This is a genomic window from Burkholderiales bacterium (assembly GCA_036262035.1).
Classification (GTDB): Bacteria; Pseudomonadota; Gammaproteobacteria; order Burkholderiales; family SG8-41; genus JAQGMV01.
In genome coordinates this window covers 173,744-198,028 of record DATAJS010000005.1, presented here as the reverse complement: position 1 = coordinate 198,028, position 24,285 = coordinate 173,744, and the positions used below count along the sequence as shown (strand labels likewise).

Here is a 24,285-nt window from a genome sequence, read left to right as displayed (position 1 = left end):
CACCCATCGTCATCGCGAGGCGGTTCCGGCAGGACCGCCGTGGCGATCCCGCGACGCGCGTCAAGCCGCTCTGTTCAGGAACAGCGGAATGCGCCGTCTCCCGAACTGCTTGTCGAACGCCTCGAACCGCCCCGGCACCCTGGTGCCGCAATCGGGGCAGGCGCCTTCGGGCGTCAGCTTGTAGTCCTCGATCCGGTGCCAGTCGCGCACGATGAGCGGTTTCTTGCAGCCGGTGCAGTAGGTCGCGCCGCCCGCCGCGTCGTGCACGTTGCCGGTATAGACGTAGTGCAGGCCTTCTTTCAGCGCGATGTTGCGCGCGCGCGTGAGCGTAGCCGCCGGCGTCGCGGGGATGTCGCCCATCTTGTAATCGGGATGGAAGGCGGTGAAGTGCAGCGGCACGTCGGGGCCGAGCGCCTTCATGATCCATTTGCACATCGCGGTCAGCTCTTCATCGCTGTCGTTCTTGCCCGGAATCAGCAGGGTCGTGATCTCGAACCAGACGTCGGTCTCGTGCTTGAGATACTCGAGCGTATCGAGCACCGGCGCAAGGTGCGCGCCGCAGAGCTTGAAGTAGAACTCGTCGGTGAACGCCTTGAGGTCGACGTTCGCCGCGTCCATCCTGGCGTAGAACTCGCGCCGCGGCTCGGGATGGATGTAGCCCGCGGTGACCGCGACGGTCTTCACGCCGTGCGCGTGGCATGCGTCGGCGATGTCCATCGCGTACTCGGCAAAGATCACCGGATCGTTGTAGGTGAACGCGACCGACTTGCAGCCGTGCTGCGAGGCCGCGATCGCGATCGCTTCCGGCGACGCCTGATCCTGCAGCCGGTCCATGTCGCGCGACTTGCTGATGTCCCAGTTCTGGCAGAACTTGCACGCGAGGTTGCAGCCGGCGGTGCCGAACGAGAGGATGCTGGAGCCGGGGTAGAAATGGTTCAGCGGCTTCTTCTCGATCGGATCGATGCAGAAACCGGACGAGCGTCCGTAGGTCGTCAGCATCATCCGGTCGCCGACGCGCTGGCGCACGAAGCACGCGCCGCGCTGGCCTTCGTGCAGCCGGCAGTCGCGCGGACACAGGTCGCATTGCATGCGGCCGTCGTCGAGCATGTGATACCAGCGGCCGGGGAAAAGATTGGCGTCGGTCGTATCGTTCATCGGTTCTCGGTCCATTTGGCGACCGTATAGCGCGCGAGCTTCACGTCCGGATCCCAGAAGTCCGGCGGAAGACCCGCTTTGTGCTTGAGGTGCATCAGGAATTCCGCGGGGTCGGGAAGATCTTCCCACACCTGCGGCAGGAACGTGCTGTGATGCCAGCCGTACTCGAACACGATGCCGTCGATGCCGGGCCGCAGCTGCGCGAGCGCGTCGGCTTCGTCTTGGAACGACATCGGTTCTTGCGGCGACAGCAACGAAACCTCGATGCGCGTCGCATCGAGCTCCGGAGCCGCGAGCGGCGGGAAGCGCGGATCGCGGAAAGCCGCGGCGACCGCGTTCGATTTCACGTCCGCGAGCAGCGGCCGATACGCCTGCAGCGAGCCGATGCAGCCTCGCAGCTGGTCGCCGTGCTTGAGCGTGACGAAGGTCGCGCCCGCCTCGCGCAGGAACGAGGCGTCTTCGGCCGCCTCGGCGTTGCGCCCGAGCTCGCGTGCGATCGCGGCGCGTGCGATGGGCAGGAGGATTTGTCCGGCGTGCAGGTCCATTTACTGTCCGTAGAAAGCGAAAGAGGCGTAACCGACGACGCGCGACTTGTCGCCCGCGGTGTCGCCGGAGTTGCGAAGATCGAGCAGCTCGGGCTTGAGCCCATGCTGGCGCGCCGCGAGCGTGAGGCCCGTGACCGGCGTCGCGCCGCACGCCTGTTCGTGGTCGATGTGCGTCTCGAGCCGGAGCACCGAATCGGCGGTCGCGCGGTCTGTACCCTGCGCTTGGGCGTACGGCAGGTAGTGCGACAGGTCCGAGCTGACGACGATCAGCGTCTCCGGCCCGCCCCACAGCGCTTCGATCACCTGCGCGACTTCCTCGGCGCTCGCGTGTCCCACCGCGAGCGGCACCAGCCTGAAATCCGCGAGCACGGTCTGGAGGAACGGCACGTGCACTTCGAGCGAGTGCTCGAGCGCGTGCGCTTCTTCGCTCACCCCGACCTGCGGCAGGCCTCGCAGCTGCTGCGCCGCATCGAGGTCGATCTCGACCGTGCCGAGCGGCGTCGAGAAGTGTCTCGACGCGGGCAGGGCGAGGCCCCGCACTGCCACGCGATGCGTGGGTCCCAGCAGCACCACGCGCTTGACGATGTGGCGCAGCGGCGCGAGCAGCGCGTAGGCGCTGGCGGCGATCGGCCCCGAATAGATGTAGCCCGCGTGCGGCGCGATGATCGCTTTCGGCGGTTTGCCCGCGTGCGGAGCGGCGGCGGCGAGCATGTCCGACACCGTACGCGAAAGCTCGTCCGGTTCGCCCGGATAGAAGAGGCCCGCGACGGCGGGGCGGCGCACCGAGCTGCTGGCAGGGGTAGTCATCGAAGTCATGTGGGGGCCGTGAGCCCCGAATCAAGGCGCTGTGAACAATGTACGGCAAGAAAAGAGCCGTGAGGCGCTAAAATCGCGCGTCCATCCGGCGAAAACGTTTCATGCACCGCTACTTCGCGCTCGTTCCAGCCGCAGGCTCCGGTTCCCGCCTCGGCAGCAGCACCCCGAAGCAGTATCTTCCCCTCGCCGGACGTCCGATGCTGCACCACACACTGAGCCGCCTCGCGGCCGACGCGCGCATCGAGCAGGTTTTTCTCGTGCTGTCACCCGGCGACCGCGATTTTCGTGAAGCGGGGTTCGGCGATCTCGCGGACCGCGTGCAGCCGCTCTACTGCGGCGGCGAGACGCGGGCGGCGAGCGTTTACAACGGCCTGATCGCCGCGCGCGATGCGGTCGCGGGCGGCGACTGGGTGCTGGTGCATGACGCGGCGCGGCCGTGCCTGTCCCGCGCGGCGCTCGCGAGGCTCATCGACGAGGTCGGCGAAGACGACGCCGGCGGCCTGCTCGCGATCCCGGTCGCGGACACCCTCAAGCGTGCGAACCTTGATGCGCGCGTCGAAGCCACCGCGAGCCGCGACGGGCTGTGGCAGGCGCAGACGCCGCAGATGTTCCGCTACGGCTTTCTCGTCGAGGCGCTGCGCCGAAGTTGTGCCGCCGGCGTCACCGACGAAGCTTCGGCCGTCGAGCGCCTCGGGCTCAAGCCGCGTCTCGTCATGGGCGAGATCCGCAACCTCAAGGTCACCTACCCGCAGGACCTCGAGCTGGCGGAGGTCATCCTGAAAGCGTCGACATGAGAATCGGCCAGGGTTTCGATATCCACGCGCTCGTCACGGGCCGCAGGCTCATCATCGGCGGCGTCGACATCCCCTACGATCGCGGGCTCAAGGGGCATTCGGACGCCGACGTGCTGCTGCACGCGATCTGCGATGCGCTGATCGGCGCGGCAGGCCTCGGCGATATCGGCACGCATTTTCCCGACACCGACCCGAAATACAAAGGCGCGGACAGCCGCGAGCTGCTGCGTCACGTGCACGGCCTGTTGCTCAACAACGGCTATCGCGTGGTGAACGTCGACTGCACGATTCAAGCGCAGGCGCCGAAGATGGCCCCGCACATCCCGCGTATGCGCGAGAACATCGCGGCCGATCTTCGCATCGACGCCGCCGACGTCAACGTCAAGGCGAAGACCGCCGAGGGGCTCGGCGCGATCGGCCGCGGGGAGGGCATCGCCGCCGAAGCGGTGGCCCTGATCGAGCGCCCGCCCGAGCGCCTCACCGACTGATGGCCGCGGGCGAGCGCGCGCGCGTCTTCTTCGCGCTCTGGCCCGAAGACGCGGTGCGCGCCGCGCTCTCCGCTGCCGCTGTCCGGGCCCAGGCCGAATGCGCAGGCCGTGCGACCGCCGCCGCCAGGATCCACCTCACCTTGTTCTTCGTCGGGGGCGTCGCGCGCTCCGACCTGACGACGCTCGCCGAGTGCGCCGCAAGCGTGGCGGGGCGCCCGTTCGAGCTCGCCACCGACGTGCTCGGCTACTGGCGCCACAACCGCATCGTCTGGGCCGGCGCGCGTGAGACACCGTCGGCCTTGACCTCGCTCGTTGCGGATCTGACCGCGGCGCTCGCAGCGGCGGGTTATCGCGGTGAGGATCGCCCTTACGCGCCTCACGTGACGCTGGTGCGCAACGCGCGCCGCCCCCCGCGCACCGCCGATGTCGCGGCGCCGCGATGGAGCGCGCGCGACTTCGTGCTGGCGGAGTCGGCCGGCGGCCGCTACGACGTACTCGCGCGGTGGCCGTTGCGCCCACCGGTATAATTCGGTTTTCGCAGCGCACAACGAACAGGTCATGAAAGCTGCCGATTACGCCGCAAGCTTCGCCGCCGCAGCCGCGACACCGACGGCGGCGAGCGACTGCCTCGCGCTTCCGGGCTGGGGTGCACCGGACTGGCGCAAGCTGCTGGAAGACACGCAGGTACGCCCGTTCAAGGCGAACGAGGTGGTGATCCAGCGCGACGCGGTGGACCGCGGGTTGTTCTTCGTCGCCGAAGGGACCCTCGAAGTCGGCGTGACCGTTGTGGACGGTCTGTCGGTCGCTTCCCTGGCCCGCATCGGCCCCTTCAGCGTGATCGGCGAGCAGTCGTTTTTCGACGGTCAGCCGCGCTCGGCGAACGTCTGGGGCGTCACCGACGGCACGCTGCTCAGGCTCGAGCTCGATCAGTTCAGGCGCTTCGGAGACGACGAGCCCGCGCTCGCCCGCGACCTGCTCTTCGCCCTCGGCCGGGTGCTCTCCTGCCGGCTGCGCATGACCTCGATCCGCGTGCGGCGCTGAGGCGTTAAAAAAGCAAAGCGCAACACGGAGGGCACGGAGGAAAAGCCACGGAGGACACGGAGGAAAGCGATGCGGCCACGAGCGTCCGGCATCGGCGCTCCGTCCGAATGCGATAGCCTGAAGCCACAGCCACCCGAACGTTTTTCCTCCGTGCCCTCCGTGAACCTCCGTGTCCTCCGTGTTGATGCTTTTGACTTTGTCTTTTAACCAGCCGGGATTTCGACGCGGGCCCGCAACCCGCCCCCGTCGCGCGGCAGCAGCAACACCCGCCCGCCGTGCATGCGCGCCACGCGATCGACGATCGCCAGGCCCAGCCCCGTGCCGCTGCCGCTGCGCGCGGTGTCGAGGCGGGTGAAAGGCTGGAGCATGCGCTCGGCGGCATCGGGCGGGATGCCCGGTCCGCGGTCGAGGACCTCGACGAAAACGTGCCCGCCCTCGGCGCCGGTCGTCACGTCCACCCCCGCGGCGCCGCCGTGCTTCAACGCGTTGTCGATCAGGTTGCCGAGCAGGCGCTGCATCGCGCGGTGGCGCAGCGACAGCGGTCGTACGTCGCCGGGCTCGAACCGCACCGGTTTGCCCGCGCGCCCGTAGCGTGCGATCACGCTCTCCGCGAGCGCGTTGAGATCGCTCTGCGCCACCGGCTCTTCGGCGTCGCGCAGCCGCGCGAAGTCGAGGAACTGACCGATGGCCGCGTCGATGTCCTCGATGTCCTGCACCAGGCCTTCGCGCAGCTCCGCGTCGCCGCGGTCATCCATCATCTCGAGCCCGAGGCGGATGCGCGCGAGCGGCGTGCGCAGGTCGTGCGAGACCCCCGCGAGCAGCAGCATGCGCTCGTCGTCCAGCCGCTTCAGGTCCGCGGACATCCGGTTGAAAGCCCGCGCGAGCGTGCCGGTCTCGGACGGCCCGCGCTCGCTCACCGGCTGCGGCGTCGCCCCCCGGCCGACCGCCAGCGCGGCGCGCGTGAGCTCGCGCAGCGGCCGGTTGATGCGGGAGACGATGAAGTACGCCCCGCCCATCGCGAGGATCAGCACCAGCGCGCCCCAACCCGCCCAGCGCAGCGGATCGTTGCGCTCGAGGCGCGAGCGCGGCATGTAGACCCAGTACGCGTCGTCGTCGATCGAAAAGCTCACCCACGTGCCGTGCATGCCGGCGCGGTCGAGCGTGATGCGGGTGTCCGGGCCGAGCTGGCGCTTGAGCTCGCTGGCGACTTCCTGGACGAAGGGGCGGGGCGGCAGCGGCTGCAGCTTCTCGTCGCGCTCCATCACGTAGACCTGGATGCCCTCGGTCTTGGACAGCTCCTGCAGGAGCTCGAAGCGCCGCGTCGCATCGGCGGTGATCAGCGCCCAGCGCGTGATGTTGATGACGCTCGCGATCTGCTGCGCGGTCTGGCGCGCGCGCGGCGTGCGCTCGCTGACGCGGAAGATCTGCACCCATGCGACGTTCGCGATCACGAGCAGGATCGCGATGAGGAGCACGCTGCGCCAGAGCAGCGAGCGCGGCCACAGCCTCATGAGCCTGCTCGGCTCATGAGGCGTGAAACGTGAAATGTGAAACGGGAAACGTAGGTATCACGGAGCTCTTCGTTTCACGTTTCACGTTTCACTTTTCACGGTCCTTCACTTTTCACCTTCGGACTTGCCGTCGGGAATGAAGACGTAGCCGAAGCCCCATACGGTCTGTATGAAGGCGGGCTTGGACGGATCGGGCTCGATGAGGCGGCGCAGGCGCGAGATCTGGACGTCGATGCTGCGGTCGAAAGCACCGAACTCGCGTCCCCGCGCGAGCTCCATCAGCTTGTCGCGCGACAGCGGCACGCGCGGGTGCTGCACGAGGACCTTCAGCAGCGCGAACTCGCCCGTGGTCAGCGGGACGTCCTCGCCGCCCTTGGTGAGCGTGCGCGTCGCGAGGTTGAGCCTGAACTCGCCGAACTCCGCGAGCTCCTTCTCGGTGCTCGGCGCGCCCGGCGGCGCCGGGGGCGGACGGCGCCGCAGCACCGCCTGTATGCGCGCGACGAGCTCGCGCGGATTGAAGGGCTTGGGCAGATAGTCGTCCGCCCCGACCTCCAGCCCGACGATGCGGTCGACGTCGTCGCCTTTCGCCGTGAGCATGATGATCGGCATGTCCTCGTTGCCGCCGCGCAGGCGCCGGCAGATCGACAGCCCGTCCTCGCCCGGCAGCATGAGGTCGAGGATCATGAGGTCGTAGCGCTCCCGCGCGAGCTGGCGGTTCATGTCGGTCGCGTTGGCGACCGCTTTCACGCTGTAGCCCTGCTCGCCGAGATAGCGGTTCAGGAGGTCTCGCAGCCGCGCGTCGTCGTCGACGACGAGCACCTTGGTCTTGGGTTCTGACATGGGCGCATCCTAGCCGCTAGTCCCCGGGGCTTCCAGCCCTTTGTAAATGTTTATTGCCCTCGTACCGCAGGAAACAAAGTGTTACAAACTGGCCCGCACACCTCGCCCCGCGCCGCGTCGAACCGAATAGCATCACATCGACACCTTCGAGGACGCGAATCATGAAGAAGCTCATAGGCGCGCTGGCAATGGCCGCGGCGGCGGCGCCCGCGCTTGCCGCCCACCCTTCGGACAATATCGACGAGCGCCAGTACCGGATCGAGCAGCGCATCGAGCAGGGCCGCCGCTCGGGCGAGCTCACGCGCCGGGAGCACGGCCGGCTTCGGCACGAGCTCCGGCTGATCGCGCGCGACGAGCGTGCGTTCCGCGCCGACGGCTATCTGACCAGGGGCGAGTGGCAGCATCTGAACGCGCGGCTCGACGCCTTGTCGCAGCAGGTCGCGTTCGAGAAGCGCGACCGCGAGCACCGCGGCCCTTATTACGGTGGCCCGGCCTATAATGACTACCGCGCCGACAGGCGCTTCTGATGGAAACATGACCGAACGCATGAAACGCTTGCGCCTGGCATTCGCGATCGCCGCGTTGACGACCGCCGCCGCAGCCTCCGCTGCGTGGGACGGGAACGCTTTCGCGCGCGCGGCTACGTCTGACGCCGGGGCGATCACCCAGGCCCAGTGGCAGAAGGGCGGCGGCCGCCAGGGCGGGGAGCGCGAGCGCGGCGGGCAGGACCGCGGCCGCGACGCGCGCCAGGACCGCCACGACGACCGCCGCAACGAGCGCATGAGCGAGGACGACCGGCGCTCCTTCCACCGCGACCTCGACAAGGCCAATCGCGAGCTCTACGGCCGCCGCTATCCCAAGTAACCCCGGCGGCAGGGCGCGTTTACGCGGGTTTCACGCTAGACCAAAAGCATACAAATCCGTGGGCTAAGCGTCCCTTCTCGGCCATTTTTCTCCCCAAGCGACACTCCCGCGGCTAGAATGTATGCCGCAGGCCGCAGCACGAGAATGTCGCAGGCATAAAAATAGAAGCCGGGAGACTGGATCAATGCTAGCTACGCGGATCAGGCAGAAAGACGGCGTTTTCTACTTCGCCAGCTACCCTGCCAAGGACGTGCTCGACAAGGTGCGATTCATCAGCCGTTTCTACGGCGAGGGTGAGGACATCGCGCCGCACACCGTCCCGCAGAACGACGAGATCGCCCAGTTCATCGCGCGCGTCGAGCGCACCGATGAGGCTTTCCAGCGCCAGCTTTCGAGGGCGAAGGTGAGGGCGCTCAGGAATTTCTACGAGATGGCGGTGAGCCAGCCGCCGATCCCCGGCACCGTCCTGCTGTTCACGGCCGAGACGCTGCGCTTCTCCGCGACCAACGGCGACACCATCGGCAACCTCCAGGAGCCGAGCGCGCGCTACCTCATCATCGACGGGCAGCACCGCCTCGCGGCCCTGCGCTTCTACCTCAAGGAGCATCCGGCCGAAGCGGCGACGATCAACGTGCCGTGCGTCATCTTCGACGGGCGCTCTGAGGACTTCGCCGCCGAGATGTTCGTCATCATCAACTCGACCCCGACGCGCATCAACAAGTCGCACCTCGTCGACCTCTACGAGCGCGTATCGTGGGCCGATCCCGACCGGCGCTTCGCGGCCCGCCTCGTCGAAGACCTGTACAAGGAAGACGACAGCCCGCTGCAGTACCGCATCAACCGTCTCGGCGGGCGCAGCCAGCAGGACAAGTGGATCCTGCAGGCGGAGCTCTTCAACGAGCTGCACCGCTGGGTGAGCGCCGACTGGAAGAAGATCAAGACGCACACCAACCTGTACCGCGAAGGCGAGAAGTACTACGAGATCATCCGCGACTTCTTCAAGGCCGCGGCGAAGGTGTGGGGCGACACCTGGGGCAACGACAACTACATGGTCACCAAGCCGGTGACGCTGAAGGCGATGGTGCGCGCCTGCGCCGACCTCGCGCGCGCGGACGCCGACCCGCCCGAAGGCCGCGTCAAGCGCTGGGAAGAGCGCCTCGCCCCGTGGTCCGAGCAGCAGCGCAACTTCCGCGCGGACGGCTTTTACGAGCGCTTCCCGGCGAAAGGTCAGATCGAGCGCGTGGCCCGCATCCACCGCGATCTCGCGAAATGGGCGGGGATCGAGGTCAAAAGTCCCGCCAAGTCGCGCGACTGACGGACCGTCATTCCCGACCCGCGCGAGCGGGATCGGGAATCCATTTTCAAGGCCTCGACTTCAGGAATGGATTCCCGCCTTCGCGGGAATGACGACGCGGCGCCTCAGCGCTTGGCGGCGATGCACTGAATCTCGACGAGCGTATCCGGCGACCCCAGCTCCACCTGCACGGTCGCCCGCGCCGGCGGATTGCTCCGGTCGACCCACGCCATCCACGCTTCGTCCATGCCCGGCTTCTGCTTCATGTCCTTGATGTAGCAGGTGGCGGTCAGGATCCGCGACTTGTCGCTGCCGCACTTCGCGAGCAGCGCGTCGATCGCGCGCAGCACGTCCTCGGTCTGCGCCTTCATGTCGCCGTCGAGCTTTTCCGAGACCTGTCCCGCGAGGTAGACCAGGCCGTTGTGCTCTACGGCGTCCGAGAGTTTTCCGCCGATCGGGTCGACCCTGACGATATCTTTCATTTCGCTTTCTCCGTGATGTTGCCGTCGGCCGACGGCCCGCGCGAATTGTAGTCGCGGAAAGGTCTACGCCGCTGCTTCGGGCCAGCTTCGCTGACCCTCGCCGCGCGAAAGGCGCGCTTAGAGCGCCTGGCGGCGCTACGTCCTATCACGGCTAAAATCGCGTTCCCTCCGAGGAGTTCCCCATGAGCCCAACCAGCCGCCTTCCGCTCGCAGGCATCCGCGTCATCGAGTTCTGCCACGTCGTGATGGGGCCGACCTGCGGCCTCGTGCTCGCCGACATGGGCGCCGAGGTGATCAAGGTCGAGCCGCTGGACGGCGACCACACCCGCAAGCTCGTCGCTTCCGGCGCGGGCTTCTTCCCGACCTACAACCGCAACAAGAAGAGCATCGCGGTCGATCTCAAATCGGAAGAGGGCAAGGCCGCGGTGCTGAAGCTGATCGCGAGCGCCGACGTCGTCACCGAGAACTTCCGTCCGGGCGCGATGGACAAGCTCGGCTTCGGCTACGAAGGCGCGCGCAAGGCGAAGCCGGACATCATCTACTGCTCGCTGAAAGGTTTCCTGCCGGGGCCGTACGACCATCGCACCGGCCTCGACGAGGTGGTGCAGATGATGGGCGGGCTCGCGTACATGACCGGCGGGCGCTACGGACCCTTGCGCGCCGGCGCTTCGGTGATCGACGTGATGGGCGGCATGTTCGCGGCGATCGCGATCCTCGGCGCGCTCCACCAGCGCAAGGAGACGGGGCAGGGGCAGTACGTGCAGAGCGCCTTGTACGAAAGCTGCGCTTTCCTGATGGCGCAGCACATGATGGAAGGCCTGATCACCCGCAAGCCCGTGACGCCGATGCCCGACCGCATCCGCGCATGGGCGCTGTACGACAATTTCAAGACGAAGGACGGCGAGCTCGTCTTCGTGGGCGTCGTCACCGACACGCAGTGGAAGATCTTCTGCGAAGCGTTCGGGCTGACCGACCTGCTGGCGGACCCGTCGCTCAAGACCAACCCGCAGCGCGTCGAAGAGCGTCCGCGCATCCTGCCGATCGTGACCGATATCTTCTCGAAGATGAGCAAGCAGGCGCTCATGGACAAGTGCGAGGAGCTGGGCTTGCCTTTCGCGCCCATCGCCAAGCCCGAAGACCTCTTCGACGATCCTCACCTCAACGCTTCCGGCGGGCTCGCGCCGGTGACGCTGCAGAACGGCGCGAAGACCAAGGTGCCGGTGCTGCCGATCGAGATGGGCGGCCGGCGCTTCGGCACGCGGCTCGACGTGCCGCAGGCCGGCGAGCACACGCGCGAGGCGCTCGCGAGCGTGGGTTACACCGAGCAACAGATCGATGCGATGGTCAGCGGCAACGTCGTCGCATCGCGCAGTTGACAACACCGAGGAGCAAGCATGAAACGCATCACCCGAACCTGCATCGCCGCGGCTGCCGTCTGCGCGGCATTCTCCGCCCACGCTCAGAACTATCCGAGCAAGCCGATTCGCTGGATCATCCCGTTTCCCCCCGGCGGCGGCACCGACGTGATCTCGCGCACGCTGGCGACCGAGCTCACCAGGGCGTGGGGACAGCAGGTGATCGCCGATAACCGTCCGGGCTCGGGCGGGACGATCGGCCTCGCCGCCGCGACCAAGCTGCCGCCGGACGGCTACAACCTCGTGCTGGGCCAGCTCGCGAACGTGGGCATCGCGCCGGCGCTGTATTCGAAGCTGCCGTACGACCCGGTGAAAGACCTGCAGCCGATCACGCTGGCGCTGACCTCGCCGCTCGTGCTCGTCGCCCACCCGTCGTTTCCGGCGAAGAACCTGAAGGAGCTGATCGCGATCGCCAAAGCGAAGCCCGATACGGTCACGTTCGGCTCGCCGGGCAACGGCACGACCGGCCATCTCGGCACCGAGCTGCTGAAGACGATGACGAACATCAGGATGACGCACATCCCGTACAAGGGCGCGGTGCCGGCTTTCACCGGCTTGATGGGCGGCGAGATCGCGATCTACCTGAGCAGCATCCCGCCCGCGCTGCCCCACCTGCAGTCGGGACGCGTCCGCGGTCTCGGCGTGACCTCGGCGAAGCGCATGGCGACGCTGCCCAACATCCCGACGATCGCCGAGGCCGGCGTACCGGGCTACGAGGTGACGAACTGGTACGGCGTGATGGCGCCGGCCGGGCTGCCGAAGGACGTCCTCGCCAGGCTGCACGGCGAGCTCGTGCGCATCCTCAAGCAGCCGGACGTGCAGCACCGCTTCGCGGCCGAAGGCGGCGACATCGGCGCGGATACGCCGGAGCACTTCGCGCAGTTCATCAAGAACGAGATCGCGAAGTGGGGCAAGGCGGTGAAAGCCTCCGGCGCCAAGATCGATTGACGGCGTGTTTTAACGCAGAGGCGCACAGAAGCGCGCAGAGGAGAGGCGATAAACATCGTCATTCCCGACCCGCGGTAGCGGAAGTGATCGGGAATCCAATTTGACTTTGACGGTTTTGAAAATGGATTCCCGGCTGCGCGGGAATGACGAATCGTTTGACGTCGCTTTTGCTTTTCCTTTGCGTCCTTGGCGTCCTTTGCGGTCGATTGCTTTTGGAAGTTAAAGCGCGTCGCACACCGCTTCCGTCACCAGCTCGGTCGTCGCTTCGCCGCCGAGGTCGGGGGTGTGGAGCTTTTTCGCGGTGACGGCCTCGACGGCTTTCATGAGCCGCACGGAGGCGTCTTTCTCGCCGAGGTGATCCAACATCATCGACGCGGTCCAGAACGTCGCGACCGGGTTGGCGATGCCTTTGCCCGTGATGTCGAACGCCGAGCCGTGGATCGGCTCGAACATCGACGGGAACCTGCGCTCGGGATTGAGGTTCGCCGTCGGCGCGATGCCGAGGCTGCCGGTCAGCGCGGCCGCGAGGTCGGAGAGGATGTCGGCGTGCAGGTTGGTCGCGACGACGGTGTCGAGCGACCGCGGGCGTCCGACCATCAGCGTCGTCACCGCGTCCACGAGCACGCGCTGCGTCTCGACGTCGGGATAGCCTTGCGCGACTTCGTAGAAGATCTCGTCCCACATCACCATGCCGTGACGCTGCGCGTTCGACTTGGTGACGAGCGTGAGGTGCTTGCGCGGCCGCGAGCGCGCGAGCTCGAAAGCGTAGCGATGGATGCGCTCCACACCCGTGCGCGTGAACAACGCGACGTCGGTCGCCACCTCTTCCGGCAGTCCGCGGTGCGCGCGGCCGCCGGCGCCGGAATATTCGCCTTCGGAATTCTCGCGGACGATCACCCAGTCGATGTCCTCGCCGCCGCGCAAGGGGCTGGTGATGCCCGGCAGCACCCGCGCCGGCCTCACGTTCGCGTACTGGTCGAAGCCCTGGCAGATCGGCAGCCGCAGCCCCCACAGCGACACGTGGTCCGGCACGTTGGGCGCGCCGACCGCGCCGAAGAAGATCGAGTCGAACGTCTTGAGCTTCGTAAGACCCCCTTCCGGAATGTAGTAGCCGTTCTTCAGGAAGTACTCGCTGCTCCACGGGAAGTGCTCGAACTCGAGCCTGAACGTGCCGTCGCGCTGCGCCAGCACGTCGAGCACCTGCACGCCTGCCGCGATGACCTCGATCCCTATCCCGTCGCCGGGTATTGCCGCAATCCTGTACGTGCGCACGCGCTCAGCTCCGGATGTCGTAAAGCGCGAATGATAATGCGCCGGGCTGTGACGCGCGCCGGCGCATGAGCGCGCCGTTGCGCGGGGAGGTGCGGCTTGGCCGCACTGACCCGCGGCGTAGATAATCGGCCTCGATGAGCTTCCTCGGAAAACTCGCGCGCAACGTAGCGGGCGCACTGAAAGCGCGCGGCAGCGCCGGCGCGGTGGGTGCGTTGCTCGATCGCGCCGAGCAGGCAGACGCTCGCGGCGAGCACGCTGAAGCCGAGCGGCTCTCGCGCGAGGCGCTGGGGCTCGCGCCCGGCTCCGCCGCTGCATGGCTGAGCCTCGGCCTCGCGCTCCAGCTCCAGCGACGCGACGCCGACGCGTCGGCAGCGTTCGAGCGCGCCGCCGCGCTCGCGCCGGGCTCGGCGGTGGCGCATTACAACCTCGGGCGTCTGCACCGCGCGCACGGCCGCAACGCCGAAGCCGCCGTGTCGCTCGCGCGGGCCGTGCACGCCGCTCCGTCGTTCGTCGACGCGCGTATCGTGCTCGCCGACGCGCTCGAAGCCGGCGGCGATATGCCCGCTGCGTTGCGCGAGCTGCGCGCCGCGCTCGACGTCGATCCGGCGCACGCCGGCGCGCTCAGGAACTACTCGCTCCTGCTGTACCGCACCGGCGACATCGACGAGGCGCTCCGCAGCCATCGGCGCGCCCTCGAGGCCGCGCCCGATTCCGCCGACGCCGCGCTCGGCGTGGTGCTCGCGCTCACCGAGATCGGCCGGATCGAGGAGGCGATCGCGCTCGCGCGTCGCACGCTCGACGCACACCCGGCATCGCAGCGGACGCGCGTCGTCGCTCTTTTCACGCTGCTGTTCTCGGACAAGCTGGGCGCCCGCGAGCTCTCCGCCGAGCACCGGCGCGTCGCTGCGCTCTTCGAAGCCGAAGCGCCGGCGCGCGTCCTGCCGCATGCGAATGTCCCCGAGCCCGGCAAGCGCCTGCGCGTCGGCTATCTTTCCGGCGACCTGCATGCGCATACCTGTTCGCTGCTCCTCGAGCACGTGCTCGAGCATCACGACCCCGATGCGGTCGCGCCGATCGCGTATTCGCTGTCGTCGAAGGCGGACGCCTACACCGAGCGCATGCGTCCGCGCTTCGATCTGTGGCGCGATGTGCAGGACCTCGACGATGCCGCGCTCGCGGCGCGGATCGAGGCCGACGGGGTGGACATCCTCGTCGACCTCGCGGGCTACACCACCGCGTCGCGCATGGGCGCGTTCGCGCGCCGTCCCGCTCCGGTGCAGGTCACGTGGTTCGCCTATATCTCGACGAGCGGCCTGACTTCGATGACGCACCGGCTGACCGACGCCGTGCTCGATCCGCCGGGCACCGAGCCCTTCAACACCGAGACCTTGCAGCGCCTGCCGCGTAGCCTCTGGAGCTATCGCCCGCCGCACGAGGCGCGCATCGAAGTCTCCGATGCAGGCCACGGGGAGCGGCCCGTGTGCTTCGGCTCCTTCAACCGCTACGCGAAAGCGTCCGAAACCACGCTCGGGCTGTGGATCGCGGCGCTGCACGCGGCCCCGGGATCGACGCTGACGATGCTCACGGTGCCGCGCGGCGAAGCGCAGCGCGACCTGCTGGAAAGATTCGAAGCGGCGGGAATCGACCGCGCGCGCGTGCGGCTCCTGCCGCGGCTCACGCAATCGGAGTACTACGCCGCGTACCGCGAGGTCGACGTGTGCTTCGACACCACGCCGTACAGCGGCGGCTTCACCGTGTGCGACGCGCTGTGGATGGGCGTGCCGGTCGTCACGCTGCGCGGCGAGACGTCGGTGTCGCGCAGCGGCTCGAGCATTCTCGCGTCGGCGGGATTCGGCGAGTGGATCGCGGACGGAGCCGACGCCTACGTGCGCATCGCCGCCGACCTCGCGCGCCACGGACGCGCCGACGGCGCACGGCGCGCCGCGATACGCGAGCGTTTCCGGGTCTCTGCGCTCATGGACGAAGCGGGGTATACGCGCGACCTGGAGCGGGCCTATCGAGCGATGTGGAAAGCGTGGTGCGCGGCGAGAACGGCGGCGTTGCTACGGTAAAATCCGCCGGAGCTCACTGGAATTGCGCCCCGTTGAACATCCTCGCCATCGACACCTCGACCGAATACTGCTCGGCCGCGCTCCATCTCGACGGCGAGACGGTCGAGCGGGGCGAGCTCGCGGGACAGACGCATTCGCGCCTCGTGCTCGGCATGGTCGATGCGCTGCTGCGCGAGCGCGGAGCTGCGCTCGCCGGCCTCGACGGTATCGCGTACGGCGAAGGACCCGGCTCTTTCACCGGGTTGCGCATCGCCTGCGGCGTGGTGCAGGGCCTCGCGTTCGGCGCGAACCTGCCGGTCGTCGGCGTCGGGACGCTCCTTGCGATGGCCGAAGGCAGCGGCGCCGACCGCGTGATCGCGTGCATCGACGCGCGCATGAACGAGATCTATTTCGGCGCTTACGAGAAGCACGGGGGCGTATGGCGCACCGTGCACGAGCCGATCGTGTGCGCGGCGGCGCAAGGGCCGCAGGTGCCGGGTGAAGGCTGGGTGGGCTGCGGGAGCGGCTTTCGCGCCTATCGCGACGCGCTGCAAGCGCGCTACGGCGACCGGCTCGCGCGTATCGAGCCCGACGCCTATCCGCACGCGGCCGACATCGCGCGGCTCGCCGCTCCGCGTTTCGCCGCGGGCGAAGCGCTCGCGCCCGAGCTCGCGGCGCCGGTCTACGTGCGCAACAAGGTGGCGCTACGCATCGATGAACAACGCGCGGCTTCCTGACACCTACCGCAGGATGACCGCGGCCGATCTCGACACGGTCGAGGCGATCGAGCGCAGGATGCATCCGAGCCCGTGGACGCGAGGCAACTTTTCCGATTCGATCGGAGCGGGCTATCACTGCTGGATCGCCGAGCGCGACGGAGGTCTCGCCGCGTATGCCGTCGTCGCGGTCGGCGCCGAGGAAGCGCATCTGCTCAACCTCACGGTCGCGCCGCAATGGCAGCGCCAGGGCATCGGCGCCGCGTTCACCGCTTTCCTGGCGAAGCTCGCCCGCGATTACGGCGCGGGCAGGATGTTCCTCGAAGTGCGGCCGTCGAACGGCGCGGCAAGGGCGCTGTACGCGCGCGCGGGGTTCGCCGAGATCGGCCTGCGCCGCGGCTACTATCCCGCGACGGAAGGCCGCGAAGACGCGGTGGTGATGGAGATGGCTCTTTAGATGAAGCGCACGCGCGAAGAGATGCTCGAGGAGATGGGGCTCGCGGTGTGGCGCTCGCGCGACGCCGTTGCCGAGGACGTCGCGCCCGCCGCAGCACCGCTCGCCGCGGAAGCGGCGCCTCCTGCTGCGAGAGTCTCGGCACCTGCAGCACCGCCGGCGACGCATTCCGCGATCGCGGGCGACCGCGCTGCCGCGATCATGCGCATGGACTGGCCCGAGCTGAAGGCGGCGGTCGCGCAGTGCATGTCGTGCGCGCTGCACGCGAAGCGCACCAACACCGTATTCGGCGTCGGCGACGAGAACGCCGACTGGATGTTCGTCGGCGAGGGGCCCGGGGCCGACGAGGACGCGCTCGGCGATCCTTTCGTCGGCCAGGCGGGCAAGCTCCTCGACAGCATGCTTGCCGCCATCAGTTTGAAGCGCGGCGAGGACGTGTACATCGCGAACATCGTGAAGTGCCGGCCGCCCGGCAACCGCAATCCGGAGCCCGGCGAGGCGGCACTATGCCTGCCTTTCCTGCGGCGGCAGATCGAGCTGGTGAAACCCAAGCTGCTGATCGCGCTGGGGCGAGTCGCGGCGCTCAACCTGCTGGCGAGGGAAGCGAGCATCGCGAGCCTGCGCGGGCGCGTGCTCGAGTTCGCCGGAACGCCGCTCATCGTCACCTACCATCCGGCGTACCTGCTGCGCACCCTCGGCGACAAGGCGAAGGCATGGGAAGACCTGTGCTTCGCGCGCAGGACGATGCACGGGCTGCAGGCCGCGAACGCCGGCGCTTGAAACGCGCGCCGCGAAACCCATTTATCATACGGATCGCGCGCTCTCGCGCTCAACTAAGGATAGCCATGGCTCGCTGGCTCGCTTCAGTCATGCTCTGTATCGTCGCGCTCGGCCTGTCCGGCTGCGGCTACAACACGCTGCAGTCGCAGGACGAGCAGATCAAGGCGGCATGGTCGGAGGTGGTCAACCAGTACCAGCGCCGCGCCGACCTCATCCCCAACCTCGTCAACACGGTGAAGGGCTACGCGCAGCAGGAGAAGGACGTGCTGATCGGCGTCACCGAGGCGCGCGCCAAGGCGACGAGCATCCAGACCAGCCCCGACATCCTCACCGATCCGCAGAAGTTCCAGCAATTCCAGCAGGCGCAGGGGCAGCTCACCGGCGCGCTGTCGCGGCTGCTCGTGGTCGCCGAAGCCTATCCGCAGTTGAAGTCCGACCAGAACTTCCGCGACCTCCAGGCGCAGCTCGAAGGCACCGAAAACCGCATCACCGTCGCGCGCAACCGCTACATCAAGGCGGTGCAGGAATACAACGTGACGGTGCGCTCGTTCCCGACCAACCTCACCGCGATGATGTTCGGGCACAAGGAGAAGCCGCAGTTCACCGTCGAGAACGAGAAAGAGATCGCGCGGCCGCCGACGGTCGATTTCGGCACCAGCCAGCCTTCGCGCGACCGCGCGCAGTCGCCGCGGCCCGAGCCGGCGCCCGCGCCGGCCAAGTAAGCGATGACGATGCCGCTGCGAGCGGCGCTCGCCGCCGCAGCGCTGCTCTTCGCCGCGTTCGCGGCGCTGGCGCAAGTGGCGCTGCCGAACGTCACCTCGCGCGTCACCGACACGTCAGGCACGCTCACCGCGCAGCAGCGCTCGGCGCTCGAAGAACGTCTGCGGGCTTTCGAAGCGAAGAAAGGCTCGCAGATCGTGGTGGTCGTCGTACCGACGACCCAGCCCGAGGCGATCGAGCAGTATGCGATACGCCTCGCCGAGCAGGTGAAGCCCGGCCGCAAGAAGATCGACGACGGCGTGATCCTCGTCGTCGCCATCAAGGACCGGACGCTGCGCATCGAGGTCGGCTATGGCCTCGAAGGGGTGATCCCGGACGCGGTCGCCAAGCGCGTGGTGTCCGACGACATCGTGCCGCACTTCAAGCGCGGTGATTTCTACGGCGGCATCGACGCGGGCGTCACGCGCCTCATCGCGCTGATCGAGGGCGAGAAGCTGCCGCCGGCCCGCCGGGGTGAGATCCAGGGGCCCGGCGACGGCGGCGGGCTCGAAAGCTTCCTGATGGTCGGCTTCGTCCTGGTCTTCATCGTCGGCGGCTTGCTGCGCGCGATGCTCGGCAGGTTCGCGGGCTCGGGCGTGATCGGCGGACTCGCGGGGATCGCCGGTTGGCTCATGCTCGGATCGATCGCGATCGGCATCGTGGTCGCGATCGTCGCGATGTTCCTGTCGCTGATGGGCGGTTTCGCGGGCCGCCACGGCCGCGGCGGCTGGTATTCGGGCGGCTGGCCCGGCGGCGGCATCGGCGGCGGCTGGGGCGGCGGAGGCGGTGGAAGCTGGGGCGGTGGCGGCGGCGGCTTCGGCGGCGGCGGGGCTTCGGGGCGCTGGTGATGCGTCGCATCCGTGCGCCACGAGATCGCCACGGCGCCCCTGCGGGCGCCTCGCGATGACGAAATGAGCATGCGCCCATTTCGTCATCTCTTCGCGGCGCCGTGGATCGTGCGCCGCGCCTTTCCGCAGGCGGCGATCGCGCGCATCGAAGCGGCGATCGGCGCATCGGAGAATGCGCATCGCGGCGAGATCCGCTTCGCCGTCGAAGGCGCGCTGGAGTTTCTGCCGGTCCTGCGCGGGCTCACGCCGCGCGAGCGCGCGCTCGAAGTGTTCTCGCTGCTGAAAGTGTGGGATACCGAGGAAAACACCGGCGTGCTCGTCTACGTGCAGCTCGTCGACCGCTGCATCGAGATCGTCGCCGACCGCGGCATCGCTCGCGCGATCCCGCAGTCGGCGTGGGACGCCATCTGCGGGCGCATGCAGGCGGCGTTCGGCGAGCGACGCTTCGAGCAGGGCGCGGCGGCCGGCGTGGCCGAGATCGGCGAGCGCCTCGCCGCCCATTTCCCGGCGGAGGGCGCGAATCCGGACGAGCTTCCGAACGCTCCGACCTTACTGTGAGCAGGGCACGAAGCTCGCAGGCTCGGACCCGGAAACCTCGGGCGCCGAACTGTATTAATATCGTTACACCCGCACTCCCACCAAAGGCCGTGTGTTGATGAAAACCGCAGTGAATCGATTGAAAGGTGTCGAACGCGACATCGTGCAGGTCCCGCAGGTCGGCGAGACCGCGCCGTATTACGAGCCGCAGGGCAACGAGGTCGCGATCTTCGAGGCCGCCTACAAGAAGCGCCTGCCGATCATGCTCAAGGGCCCGACGGGGTGCGGCAAGACGCGCTTCCTCGAGCACATGGCTTTCCAGCTCGAGCGCCCGCTCGTCACGGTGTCGTGTCATGAAGACCTGACGAGCTCGGATCTCGTCGGCCGCTTCCTGCTCGAAGGCGCGGAGACGGTCTGGCAGGACGGACCGCTGACGCGCGCGGTCAAAGCCGGGGCGATCTGCTATCTCGACGAGATCGTCGAAGCGCGCACCGACTCGACCGTGGTGATCCATTCGCTCACCGACCACCGCCGCCGTCTCACGATCGAGAAGAAGGGGCAGGAGATCGACGCGCACGAAGACTTCATGCTCGTGATCTCGTACAACCCCGGCTATCAGACGGTGCTCAAGGATCTCAAGCCTTCGACCAAGCAGCGCTTCATCGCGATCAACTTCGATTTCCCGCCCGAGGAGATCGAGCGCAGGATCGTGCTCGCCGAAGCGCAGGGCATCTCGCCCGAGATCGTGCACCAACTCGTCGCCGCGGGGCGCAAGGCGCGCCTGCTCAAGGACCACGGCCTGGAGGAAGCGACCTCGACGCGCGCGCTGGTATACGCCGCCAACATGATGAACGCCGGGCTCGATCCGATCGCCGCGTGCCAGGTCGCGATGGTCAATCCGATCACCGACGACGTCGAGCTCGCCGACGCGCTGATGGAGATCGTCCAGGCGCATTTCGCGTAACGCGCCGATGGCCGCAGCACGTAAGCCCGCGGTCGCGGCGCTGCTCGCAGAGCTCGAGCGCGACAGCCACGCCGCGCACCGCGACATCGAAGAGACGCTCGCCGTCATCGAGCCTCACGGCGAGGTCGTGACCGTCGAGTGGCTGAACGCATGCCGCACGCTCTTCGATTTCGACCGCGAAGCCGGCCGCGCCTTCATCCGCGGCAGCGCGCCCGCCGAGGAAGTTTCCGAAACCGTCCTGCCGTGGACCGAGCAGGCGCTGCAGTTCATGCGCTGGCGCGGGTCGTGGCGCGCGCTCGAAGGCTTCATGGCGAACCTGCCGCGCGCGTTCGGGTCGCTCGGGCACAGCGGCGAGAAGCGCTGGGCCGAGATCGGCTTCGTGTGGTGCGCGCGCCAGATCGACAGCGGCTCGACGTATTTCACGACCCCGGTGCTCGATCTCGCGGGACGTCAGGGCGTCACCGGCGTCGAGCAGTTGAGCGCGCCCGCCGAAGAGCTCTTCGAATCGCGCAAGCTGATGCTGTCGACGTATCTCGGCGGCGCGATCCGCGTGCGTAACCTGCTCGGCGCGCAGGCGATCCTGCCGTGGGCGCTGCGCGGCGCGGACATCATGCAGTCGGGCCGCGCGCGCGGCGAGGCGTATTTCAGGCTGGAATCGGAAGAGAGCCTCGCGCTCCTGCTCGAGCACCTGCCGGGCTTCAGGCTCGCCGACCGCAACCGGCTGCTGACCATGCTGCTCGACGTCTGGTACGGCGCGGCCTTCGATCTGAAGGAATCGAGCTGGTCGCCGGAGAAAGGGCGGCCTTTCGTCGAGACCGACGGACGCACGATCTTCGTGCCCGCGGTGATGCCGAGCCGCAGCGAGGCGATCCTCGGCGTGCTGCACGCCGCCGCGCACATCCGCTACGGCACCTTCGAGCGCAACGCCATGCGCGCGCTGTTCAAGGCCGCGAACATCGAGTTCCCGGAAGGCGACGCGGTGTCGTGGGCGCCGCTCTTCGTGCGCTACGGCGACGACGCGCTGCGCTTCCAGCTCATCTTCGACCTGTGCGAGGACCTGCGCGTCGATTTCCGCGTCCAGCGCGCCATCCCGAACTATCTGCACCGCCTCGCCGCGACCGCGCGCGACGCGGGCGCCAAGCATCCCGAGACCGGCGCCTACTACGATCTCGCGCTCGCGACGGTCGAAGGCGCGCTGCAAGCCGCGCGCGGGCAGGGCGGCGTCGATCCGCGCTTCGCACCGCTGCTCGAGCGCGGGGCGACCGTCGCCGATTCGTATCGCGTGGCGGGCGCGATCTACGCCGAGACGTCGCTGCCGCGCGTCGGCGACCTGGATGCGTTCCACGCTGCGTATCTGCCCGGCCGCGCGCCGAACTCGACGCGGCTCGCGCATCCGCAGGAGCAGCAGGACGAGGACCAGCAGACCCAGGCCGGCGCCGAGCAGCAGAACGAGCAGCAGCAGGAGGGCGAGGAGGAGAGCACGCCGCAGAACGCCGAAGCCGGCGACCAGCAGGACAGCGGCCAGCGCGAGGAGGTCGCGGGCTACGGCGAGTCGAGCGGCTCGTCGCAGCAGGCGGCGGCGAAAGCGGAGAGCGAGCGCGGCGACAAAGGCGGCAGCGACAAAGGCATACCGTATCCCGAGTGGGATTACCGCGAGAACCGCTACAAGCGCAACTGGAGCTGGGTGCAGGAGAAGCGCCTCGGCGAATCGAACATGGCGGAGACCAGCCGCCTGATGAACCAGTATTCGAACGCGCTGAAGCGCCTGAAGAAAGCGATCCAGTCGCAGAAACCGACGCGCATGGCGCCGCAGCTGCGCCAGCTCGACGGCGACGACATGGACCTGAACGCGGTGGTGAGCTACGTCGCCGAAAAAGTCGCGGGACGCTCGCCCAAGGCGGACATCTACAAGCGCCGCGAGATGCGCCAGCGCGAGATCGCGGTGACGCTGCTCGCCGACATGTCGACTTCCATCATGCAGCACCTGCCCGAAGGCGGCGGGCGCCTGGTCGACCGCGTGCGCGCGGGCGTGCTGCTGTTCGCGGAGAGCATGGAGGAAGTCGGCGACAGCTATTCGATCGCCGGCTTCTGCTCCAAGTATCGCGACAACGTGAGCTACTACAACATCAAGGATTTCGACGAGCCGCTGTCCGAGGACGTGCGCAGCCAGATCGGCGGCATGTCGGGCCGGCTCGCGACGCGCATGGGCGCGGCGATACGGCACGCGACCGCGAGCTTCGAAGGCATCGAGACGCGCCGGCGCCTGCTGCTCATCCTGTCGGACGGGCGTCCCGAGGATTACGACGACGGCGGCGACCGGCGTTATCTCCACGAAGACACGCGCATGGCGGTGAAGGAAGCGGTCTCGAAAGGGGTGCATCCCTTCTGCATCACCGTGGATACGATGGCCAACCAGTATCTGCCGCAGATCTTCGGCCCCGGCCACTACCTCGTGCTCGACCACATCAACAGCCTGCCCAACAAGCTCCCCGAGATCTATTTCCGCCTGCGGCGCTAGCGCCGCTCCCGCGATGGGCGACCCGATCTTCCGCTACGGGCTGCTCGCGTATTACATGGTGTTCGTGGGGGTCCTCTTCGTCGCGCGGTCGATCATCGTGCGCAAGCGAACCGGCGTGAATCCGCTGGTGCTGCCGAAGGAAGGCGAGGTCGCGCTCTACGTCGCTCGCGGGCTGCAGGCGGTCTCCGCGGGCGGCGCGAGCGTGGTTCTGGCGATCGGGCTCGTGCCGTTCGACGTGCTCGGCGCGCTGCCGGCGCTGCGTTCTCAGGCGGTCTTCATCGTGGGCTGCGCGATGCTCGGCGCATCGCTCGTCCTGATGGCGGTCGCGCAGGCCCAGATGGGCGCATCGTGGCGCATCGGCATCGACCGCGAGCATCCGACGGCGCTGGTCGAGCGCGGGTTGTTCGCGATGTCGCGCAACCCGATCTTCCTCGCGCTGCGCGCGAACCTGCTCGGCCTCGTCCTCGTCTATCCGGCGGCGGCGACGCTCGCGCTGCTCGTGGCGGCCGAGATCTTCATACAGCTCCAGGTGAGGCTCGAGGAAGGATATCTCTCGACGCTGCACGGCGAGCGCTACGAGGCGTATCGGCGGCGGGTGCGGCGCTGGCTGTGACCGTGCTAGCATCGACGTTTCCCCGCATGACTTTTCGATGAAGGAGACGCCATGGCGATGACGGTGCAGGAATTTTCCGCGCAGGCCCACGACATTCTCAAAGCCGAGAACACCCCTAAGGGCAGGGCCAAGGTCGCCGTGCTGCTCCAGAAGGCGCTGAAGGACGAGGACTTCGTCGCGCAGAGCTTCGCCGGCGAGACCAGCGAGCGCAACATCCTCTACGAGGACCCCGAGATGGGCTTTTGCATCATCGCGCACAACTACGAAGGCGCCAAGGAAAGCGCCCCGCACGACCACGGCCCGTCGTGGGCGATCTACGGCCAGGCGCGCGGCGAGACCACGATGAGCGACTGGGACCTGCTCGAGCCCGCGAGCACCGAAAAAGCGGGCAAGGTGAAGAAGAAGCGCGAGTACAAGCTCAAGCTCGGCGACGCCCACGTCTACAACGAAGGCGACCTCCACTCCCCCAGCCGCACCGGCCCGACCCGGTTGATCCGCATCGAAGGCACCAATCTCGAGAAGGTGAAGAGGCTGAAGTTCGAGGCGGTCTGATTTGCGGAAAAAGTGACGGGTGATGCGG

Annotated in this window: 26 protein-coding genes and 1 pseudogene; 20 read left to right on the top strand and 7 right to left on the bottom strand. The window is 68.0% G+C overall.

All coding sequences use genetic code 11. The annotated features are described in order from the left end of the window. Window positions 1-60: 60 nt before the first annotated feature. The 3 genes from amrS to amrB are packed head-to-tail and all read right to left on the bottom strand — an operon-like array spanning window position 61 to window position 2,507. Window positions 61-1,155, bottom strand: coding sequence for an AmmeMemoRadiSam system radical SAM enzyme (gene amrS / locus VHP37_03875; GenBank protein ID HEX2825458.1), 1,095 nt, complete (start codon window positions 1,153-1,155; stop codon window positions 61-63). After that, entirely contained in the window at window positions 1,152-1,700 is a 549-nt protein-coding gene (gene amrA, locus VHP37_03870; protein ID HEX2825457.1) for an AmmeMemoRadiSam system protein A, read from the bottom strand. Before amrA ends, amrS begins: the two co-directional genes overlap by 4 nt. Next, window positions 1,701-2,507 (bottom strand): AmmeMemoRadiSam system protein B, encoded by an 807-nt coding sequence (gene amrB, locus VHP37_03865; protein ID HEX2825456.1) that lies wholly within the window; start codon window positions 2,505-2,507, stop codon window positions 1,701-1,703. A 110-nt stretch (window positions 2,508-2,617) separates the two neighbouring features. Here amrB and ispD point away from each other — a divergent pair, with 110 nt between their 5' ends. From ispD to VHP37_03845, 4 genes are read left to right on the top strand one after another with little or no spacing between them, the layout of a single operon-like run. Then, window positions 2,618-3,310 (top strand): 2-C-methyl-D-erythritol 4-phosphate cytidylyltransferase, encoded by a 693-nt coding sequence (gene ispD, locus VHP37_03860; GenBank protein HEX2825455.1) that lies wholly within the window; start codon window positions 2,618-2,620, stop codon window positions 3,308-3,310. Next, window positions 3,307-3,798: a 2-C-methyl-D-erythritol 2,4-cyclodiphosphate synthase gene (ispF, locus tag VHP37_03855; protein ID HEX2825454.1), complete on the top strand. Its 492-nt coding sequence runs from the start codon at window positions 3,307-3,309 to the stop codon at window positions 3,796-3,798. Before ispD ends, ispF begins: the two co-directional genes overlap by 4 nt. Next, window positions 3,798-4,325, top strand: coding sequence for an RNA 2',3'-cyclic phosphodiesterase (thpR, locus tag VHP37_03850; protein HEX2825453.1), 528 nt, complete (start codon window positions 3,798-3,800; stop codon window positions 4,323-4,325). The genes ispF and thpR overlap by 1 nt, the downstream gene beginning before the upstream one ends. 31 nt (window positions 4,326-4,356) lie before the next feature. Next, on the top strand, window positions 4,357-4,839 hold the full coding sequence (locus tag VHP37_03845; GenBank protein ID HEX2825452.1) for a cyclic nucleotide-binding domain-containing protein: 483 nt from the start codon (window positions 4,357-4,359) through the stop codon (window positions 4,837-4,839). A 203-nt stretch (window positions 4,840-5,042) separates the two neighbouring features. Here the strand turns inward: VHP37_03845 and VHP37_03840 are convergent, their stop codons facing one another. Further along, window positions 5,043-6,350, bottom strand: a complete 1,308-nt coding sequence (locus tag VHP37_03840) for an ATP-binding protein (protein HEX2825451.1) — start codon at window positions 6,348-6,350, stop codon at window positions 5,043-5,045. 105 nt (window positions 6,351-6,455) lie between these two features. After that, entirely contained in the window at window positions 6,456-7,190 is a 735-nt protein-coding gene (gene ompR, locus VHP37_03835) for a two-component system response regulator OmpR (protein HEX2825450.1), read from the bottom strand. A 161-nt stretch (window positions 7,191-7,351) separates the two neighbouring features. On the opposite strand from ompR, the gene VHP37_03830 reads away from it, so the two are divergent. From VHP37_03830 to VHP37_03820, 3 genes are all read left to right on the top strand, one after another. After that, on the top strand, window positions 7,352-7,717 hold the full coding sequence (locus tag VHP37_03830; GenBank protein HEX2825449.1) for a hypothetical protein: 366 nt from the start codon (window positions 7,352-7,354) through the stop codon (window positions 7,715-7,717). Between the two features lie 7 nt (window positions 7,718-7,724). Continuing rightward, on the top strand, window positions 7,725-8,054 hold the full coding sequence (locus tag VHP37_03825; GenBank protein ID HEX2825448.1) for a hypothetical protein: 330 nt from the start codon (window positions 7,725-7,727) through the stop codon (window positions 8,052-8,054). Between the two features lie 184 nt (window positions 8,055-8,238). After that, window positions 8,239-9,369 (top strand): DGQHR domain-containing protein, encoded by a 1,131-nt coding sequence (locus VHP37_03820; GenBank protein ID HEX2825447.1) that lies wholly within the window; start codon window positions 8,239-8,241, stop codon window positions 9,367-9,369. Window positions 9,370-9,473: 104 nt separating this feature from the next. On the opposite strand, the gene VHP37_03815 is transcribed toward VHP37_03820, so the two are convergent. Beyond that, the gene (locus VHP37_03815; protein HEX2825446.1) at window positions 9,474-9,830 is read right to left on the bottom strand and encodes a RidA family protein; all 357 of its coding nucleotides are present in this window, start codon (window positions 9,828-9,830) and stop codon (window positions 9,474-9,476) included. A 182-nt stretch (window positions 9,831-10,012) separates the two neighbouring features. Here VHP37_03815 and VHP37_03810 point away from each other — a divergent pair, with 182 nt between their 5' ends. After that, complete coding sequence (locus VHP37_03810; GenBank protein ID HEX2825445.1) at window positions 10,013-11,206, top strand: CaiB/BaiF CoA-transferase family protein; 1,194 nt, start codon at window positions 10,013-10,015, stop codon at window positions 11,204-11,206. 18 nt (window positions 11,207-11,224) lie between these two features. Beyond that, window positions 11,225-12,193 (top strand): tripartite tricarboxylate transporter substrate binding protein, encoded by a 969-nt coding sequence (locus VHP37_03805; GenBank protein ID HEX2825444.1) that lies wholly within the window; start codon window positions 11,225-11,227, stop codon window positions 12,191-12,193. Between the two features lie 219 nt (window positions 12,194-12,412). Here the strand turns inward: VHP37_03805 and VHP37_03800 are convergent, their stop codons facing one another. Then, window positions 12,413-13,465: a tartrate dehydrogenase gene (locus tag VHP37_03800; GenBank protein HEX2825443.1), complete on the bottom strand. Its 1,053-nt coding sequence runs from the start codon at window positions 13,463-13,465 to the stop codon at window positions 12,413-12,415. A gap of 134 nt (window positions 13,466-13,599) precedes the next feature. Between VHP37_03800 and VHP37_03795 the strand changes: the two genes are divergently transcribed. The 11 genes and pseudogenes from VHP37_03795 (at window position 13,600) to VHP37_03745 (ending at window position 24,257) form a co-directional block, all read left to right on the top strand. Further along, a complete protein-coding gene (locus VHP37_03795) occupies window positions 13,600-15,537 on the top strand; it encodes a tetratricopeptide repeat protein (GenBank protein ID HEX2825442.1) in 1,938 nt (645 codons plus the stop codon). A gap of 32 nt (window positions 15,538-15,569) precedes the next feature. Next, complete coding sequence (tsaB, locus tag VHP37_03790) at window positions 15,570-16,253, top strand: tRNA (adenosine(37)-N6)-threonylcarbamoyltransferase complex dimerization subunit type 1 TsaB (GenBank protein ID HEX2825441.1); 684 nt, start codon at window positions 15,570-15,572, stop codon at window positions 16,251-16,253. Beyond that, the gene (gene rimI, locus VHP37_03785) at window positions 16,231-16,689 is read left to right on the top strand and encodes a ribosomal protein S18-alanine N-acetyltransferase (protein HEX2825440.1); all 459 of its coding nucleotides are present in this window, start codon (window positions 16,231-16,233) and stop codon (window positions 16,687-16,689) included. The genes tsaB and rimI overlap by 23 nt, the downstream gene beginning before the upstream one ends. A 204-nt stretch (window positions 16,690-16,893) precedes the next feature. Then, a pseudogene (locus tag VHP37_03780) lies at window positions 16,894-17,466 on the top strand (uracil-DNA glycosylase). Between the two features lie 65 nt (window positions 17,467-17,531). Then, window positions 17,532-18,188 (top strand): LemA family protein, encoded by a 657-nt coding sequence (locus VHP37_03775; protein HEX2825439.1) that lies wholly within the window; start codon window positions 17,532-17,534, stop codon window positions 18,186-18,188. A gap of 9 nt (window positions 18,189-18,197) precedes the next feature. Continuing rightward, window positions 18,198-19,073, top strand: a complete 876-nt coding sequence (locus tag VHP37_03770; GenBank protein HEX2825438.1) for a TPM domain-containing protein — start codon at window positions 18,198-18,200, stop codon at window positions 19,071-19,073. A 69-nt stretch (window positions 19,074-19,142) separates the two neighbouring features. Beyond that, a complete protein-coding gene (locus VHP37_03765) occupies window positions 19,143-19,631 on the top strand; it encodes a TPM domain-containing protein (GenBank protein ID HEX2825437.1) in 489 nt (162 codons plus the stop codon). 118 nt (window positions 19,632-19,749) lie between these two features. Further along, window positions 19,750-20,574: a CbbQ/NirQ/NorQ/GpvN family protein gene (locus VHP37_03760; GenBank protein ID HEX2825436.1), complete on the top strand. Its 825-nt coding sequence runs from the start codon at window positions 19,750-19,752 to the stop codon at window positions 20,572-20,574. Window positions 20,575-20,581: 7 nt separating this feature from the next. Then, a complete protein-coding gene (locus VHP37_03755; GenBank protein ID HEX2825435.1) occupies window positions 20,582-23,092 on the top strand; it encodes a VWA domain-containing protein in 2,511 nt (836 codons plus the stop codon). A 13-nt stretch (window positions 23,093-23,105) separates the two neighbouring features. Continuing rightward, entirely contained in the window at window positions 23,106-23,705 is a 600-nt protein-coding gene (locus VHP37_03750) for an isoprenylcysteine carboxylmethyltransferase family protein (protein ID HEX2825434.1), read from the top strand. 51 nt (window positions 23,706-23,756) lie between these two features. Then, window positions 23,757-24,257 carry a hypothetical protein gene (locus VHP37_03745; protein HEX2825433.1) on the top strand — a complete coding sequence of 167 codons (501 nt, stop codon included), beginning with the start codon at window positions 23,757-23,759 and terminating at the stop codon, window positions 24,255-24,257. The last annotated feature ends 28 nt before the right edge of the window (window positions 24,258-24,285 follow it).

Bases quoted from the DNA above. Each gene is read 5' to 3' on its own strand.
- thpR (HEX2825453.1), top strand. From the start codon at position 3,798: ATGGCCGCGGGCGAGCGCGCGCGCGTCTTCTTCGCGCTCTGGCCCGAA.
- VHP37_03840 (HEX2825451.1), bottom strand. From the start codon at position 6,350: ATGAGGCTGTGGCCGCGCTCGCTGCTCTGGCGCAGCGTGCTCCTCATC.
- VHP37_03765 (HEX2825437.1), top strand. From the start codon at position 19,143: ATGCGCCCATTTCGTCATCTCTTCGCGGCGCCGTGGATCGTGCGCCGC.
- ispF (HEX2825454.1), top strand. From the start codon at position 3,307: ATGAGAATCGGCCAGGGTTTCGATATCCACGCGCTCGTCACGGGCCGC.
- VHP37_03845 (HEX2825452.1), top strand. From the start codon at position 4,357: ATGAAAGCTGCCGATTACGCCGCAAGCTTCGCCGCCGCAGCCGCGACA.
- rimI (HEX2825440.1), top strand. From the start codon at position 16,231: ATGAACAACGCGCGGCTTCCTGACACCTACCGCAGGATGACCGCGGCC.
- ispD (HEX2825455.1), top strand. From the start codon at position 2,618: ATGCACCGCTACTTCGCGCTCGTTCCAGCCGCAGGCTCCGGTTCCCGC.
- VHP37_03755 (HEX2825435.1), top strand. From the start codon at position 20,582: ATGGCCGCAGCACGTAAGCCCGCGGTCGCGGCGCTGCTCGCAGAGCTC.
- amrA (HEX2825457.1), bottom strand. From the start codon at position 1,700: ATGGACCTGCACGCCGGACAAATCCTCCTGCCCATCGCACGCGCCGCG.
- amrB (HEX2825456.1), bottom strand. From the start codon at position 2,507: ATGACTACCCCTGCCAGCAGCTCGGTGCGCCGCCCCGCCGTCGCGGGC.
- VHP37_03810 (HEX2825445.1), top strand. From the start codon at position 10,013: ATGAGCCCAACCAGCCGCCTTCCGCTCGCAGGCATCCGCGTCATCGAG.
- VHP37_03805 (HEX2825444.1), top strand. From the start codon at position 11,225: ATGAAACGCATCACCCGAACCTGCATCGCCGCGGCTGCCGTCTGCGCG.
- VHP37_03745 (HEX2825433.1), top strand. From the start codon at position 23,757: ATGGCGATGACGGTGCAGGAATTTTCCGCGCAGGCCCACGACATTCTC.
- VHP37_03830 (HEX2825449.1), top strand. From the start codon at position 7,352: ATGAAGAAGCTCATAGGCGCGCTGGCAATGGCCGCGGCGGCGGCGCCC.
- amrS (HEX2825458.1), bottom strand. From the start codon at position 1,155: ATGAACGATACGACCGACGCCAATCTTTTCCCCGGCCGCTGGTATCAC.
- VHP37_03815 (HEX2825446.1), bottom strand. From the start codon at position 9,830: ATGAAAGATATCGTCAGGGTCGACCCGATCGGCGGAAAACTCTCGGAC.
- VHP37_03770 (HEX2825438.1), top strand. From the start codon at position 18,198: ATGCCGCTGCGAGCGGCGCTCGCCGCCGCAGCGCTGCTCTTCGCCGCG.
- VHP37_03775 (HEX2825439.1), top strand. From the start codon at position 17,532: ATGGCTCGCTGGCTCGCTTCAGTCATGCTCTGTATCGTCGCGCTCGGC.
- ompR (HEX2825450.1), bottom strand. From the start codon at position 7,190: ATGTCAGAACCCAAGACCAAGGTGCTCGTCGTCGACGACGACGCGCGG.
- VHP37_03825 (HEX2825448.1), top strand. From the start codon at position 7,725: ATGACCGAACGCATGAAACGCTTGCGCCTGGCATTCGCGATCGCCGCG.
- VHP37_03820 (HEX2825447.1), top strand. From the start codon at position 8,239: ATGCTAGCTACGCGGATCAGGCAGAAAGACGGCGTTTTCTACTTCGCC.
- VHP37_03750 (HEX2825434.1), top strand. From the start codon at position 23,106: ATGGGCGACCCGATCTTCCGCTACGGGCTGCTCGCGTATTACATGGTG.
- VHP37_03795 (HEX2825442.1), top strand. From the start codon at position 13,600: ATGAGCTTCCTCGGAAAACTCGCGCGCAACGTAGCGGGCGCACTGAAA.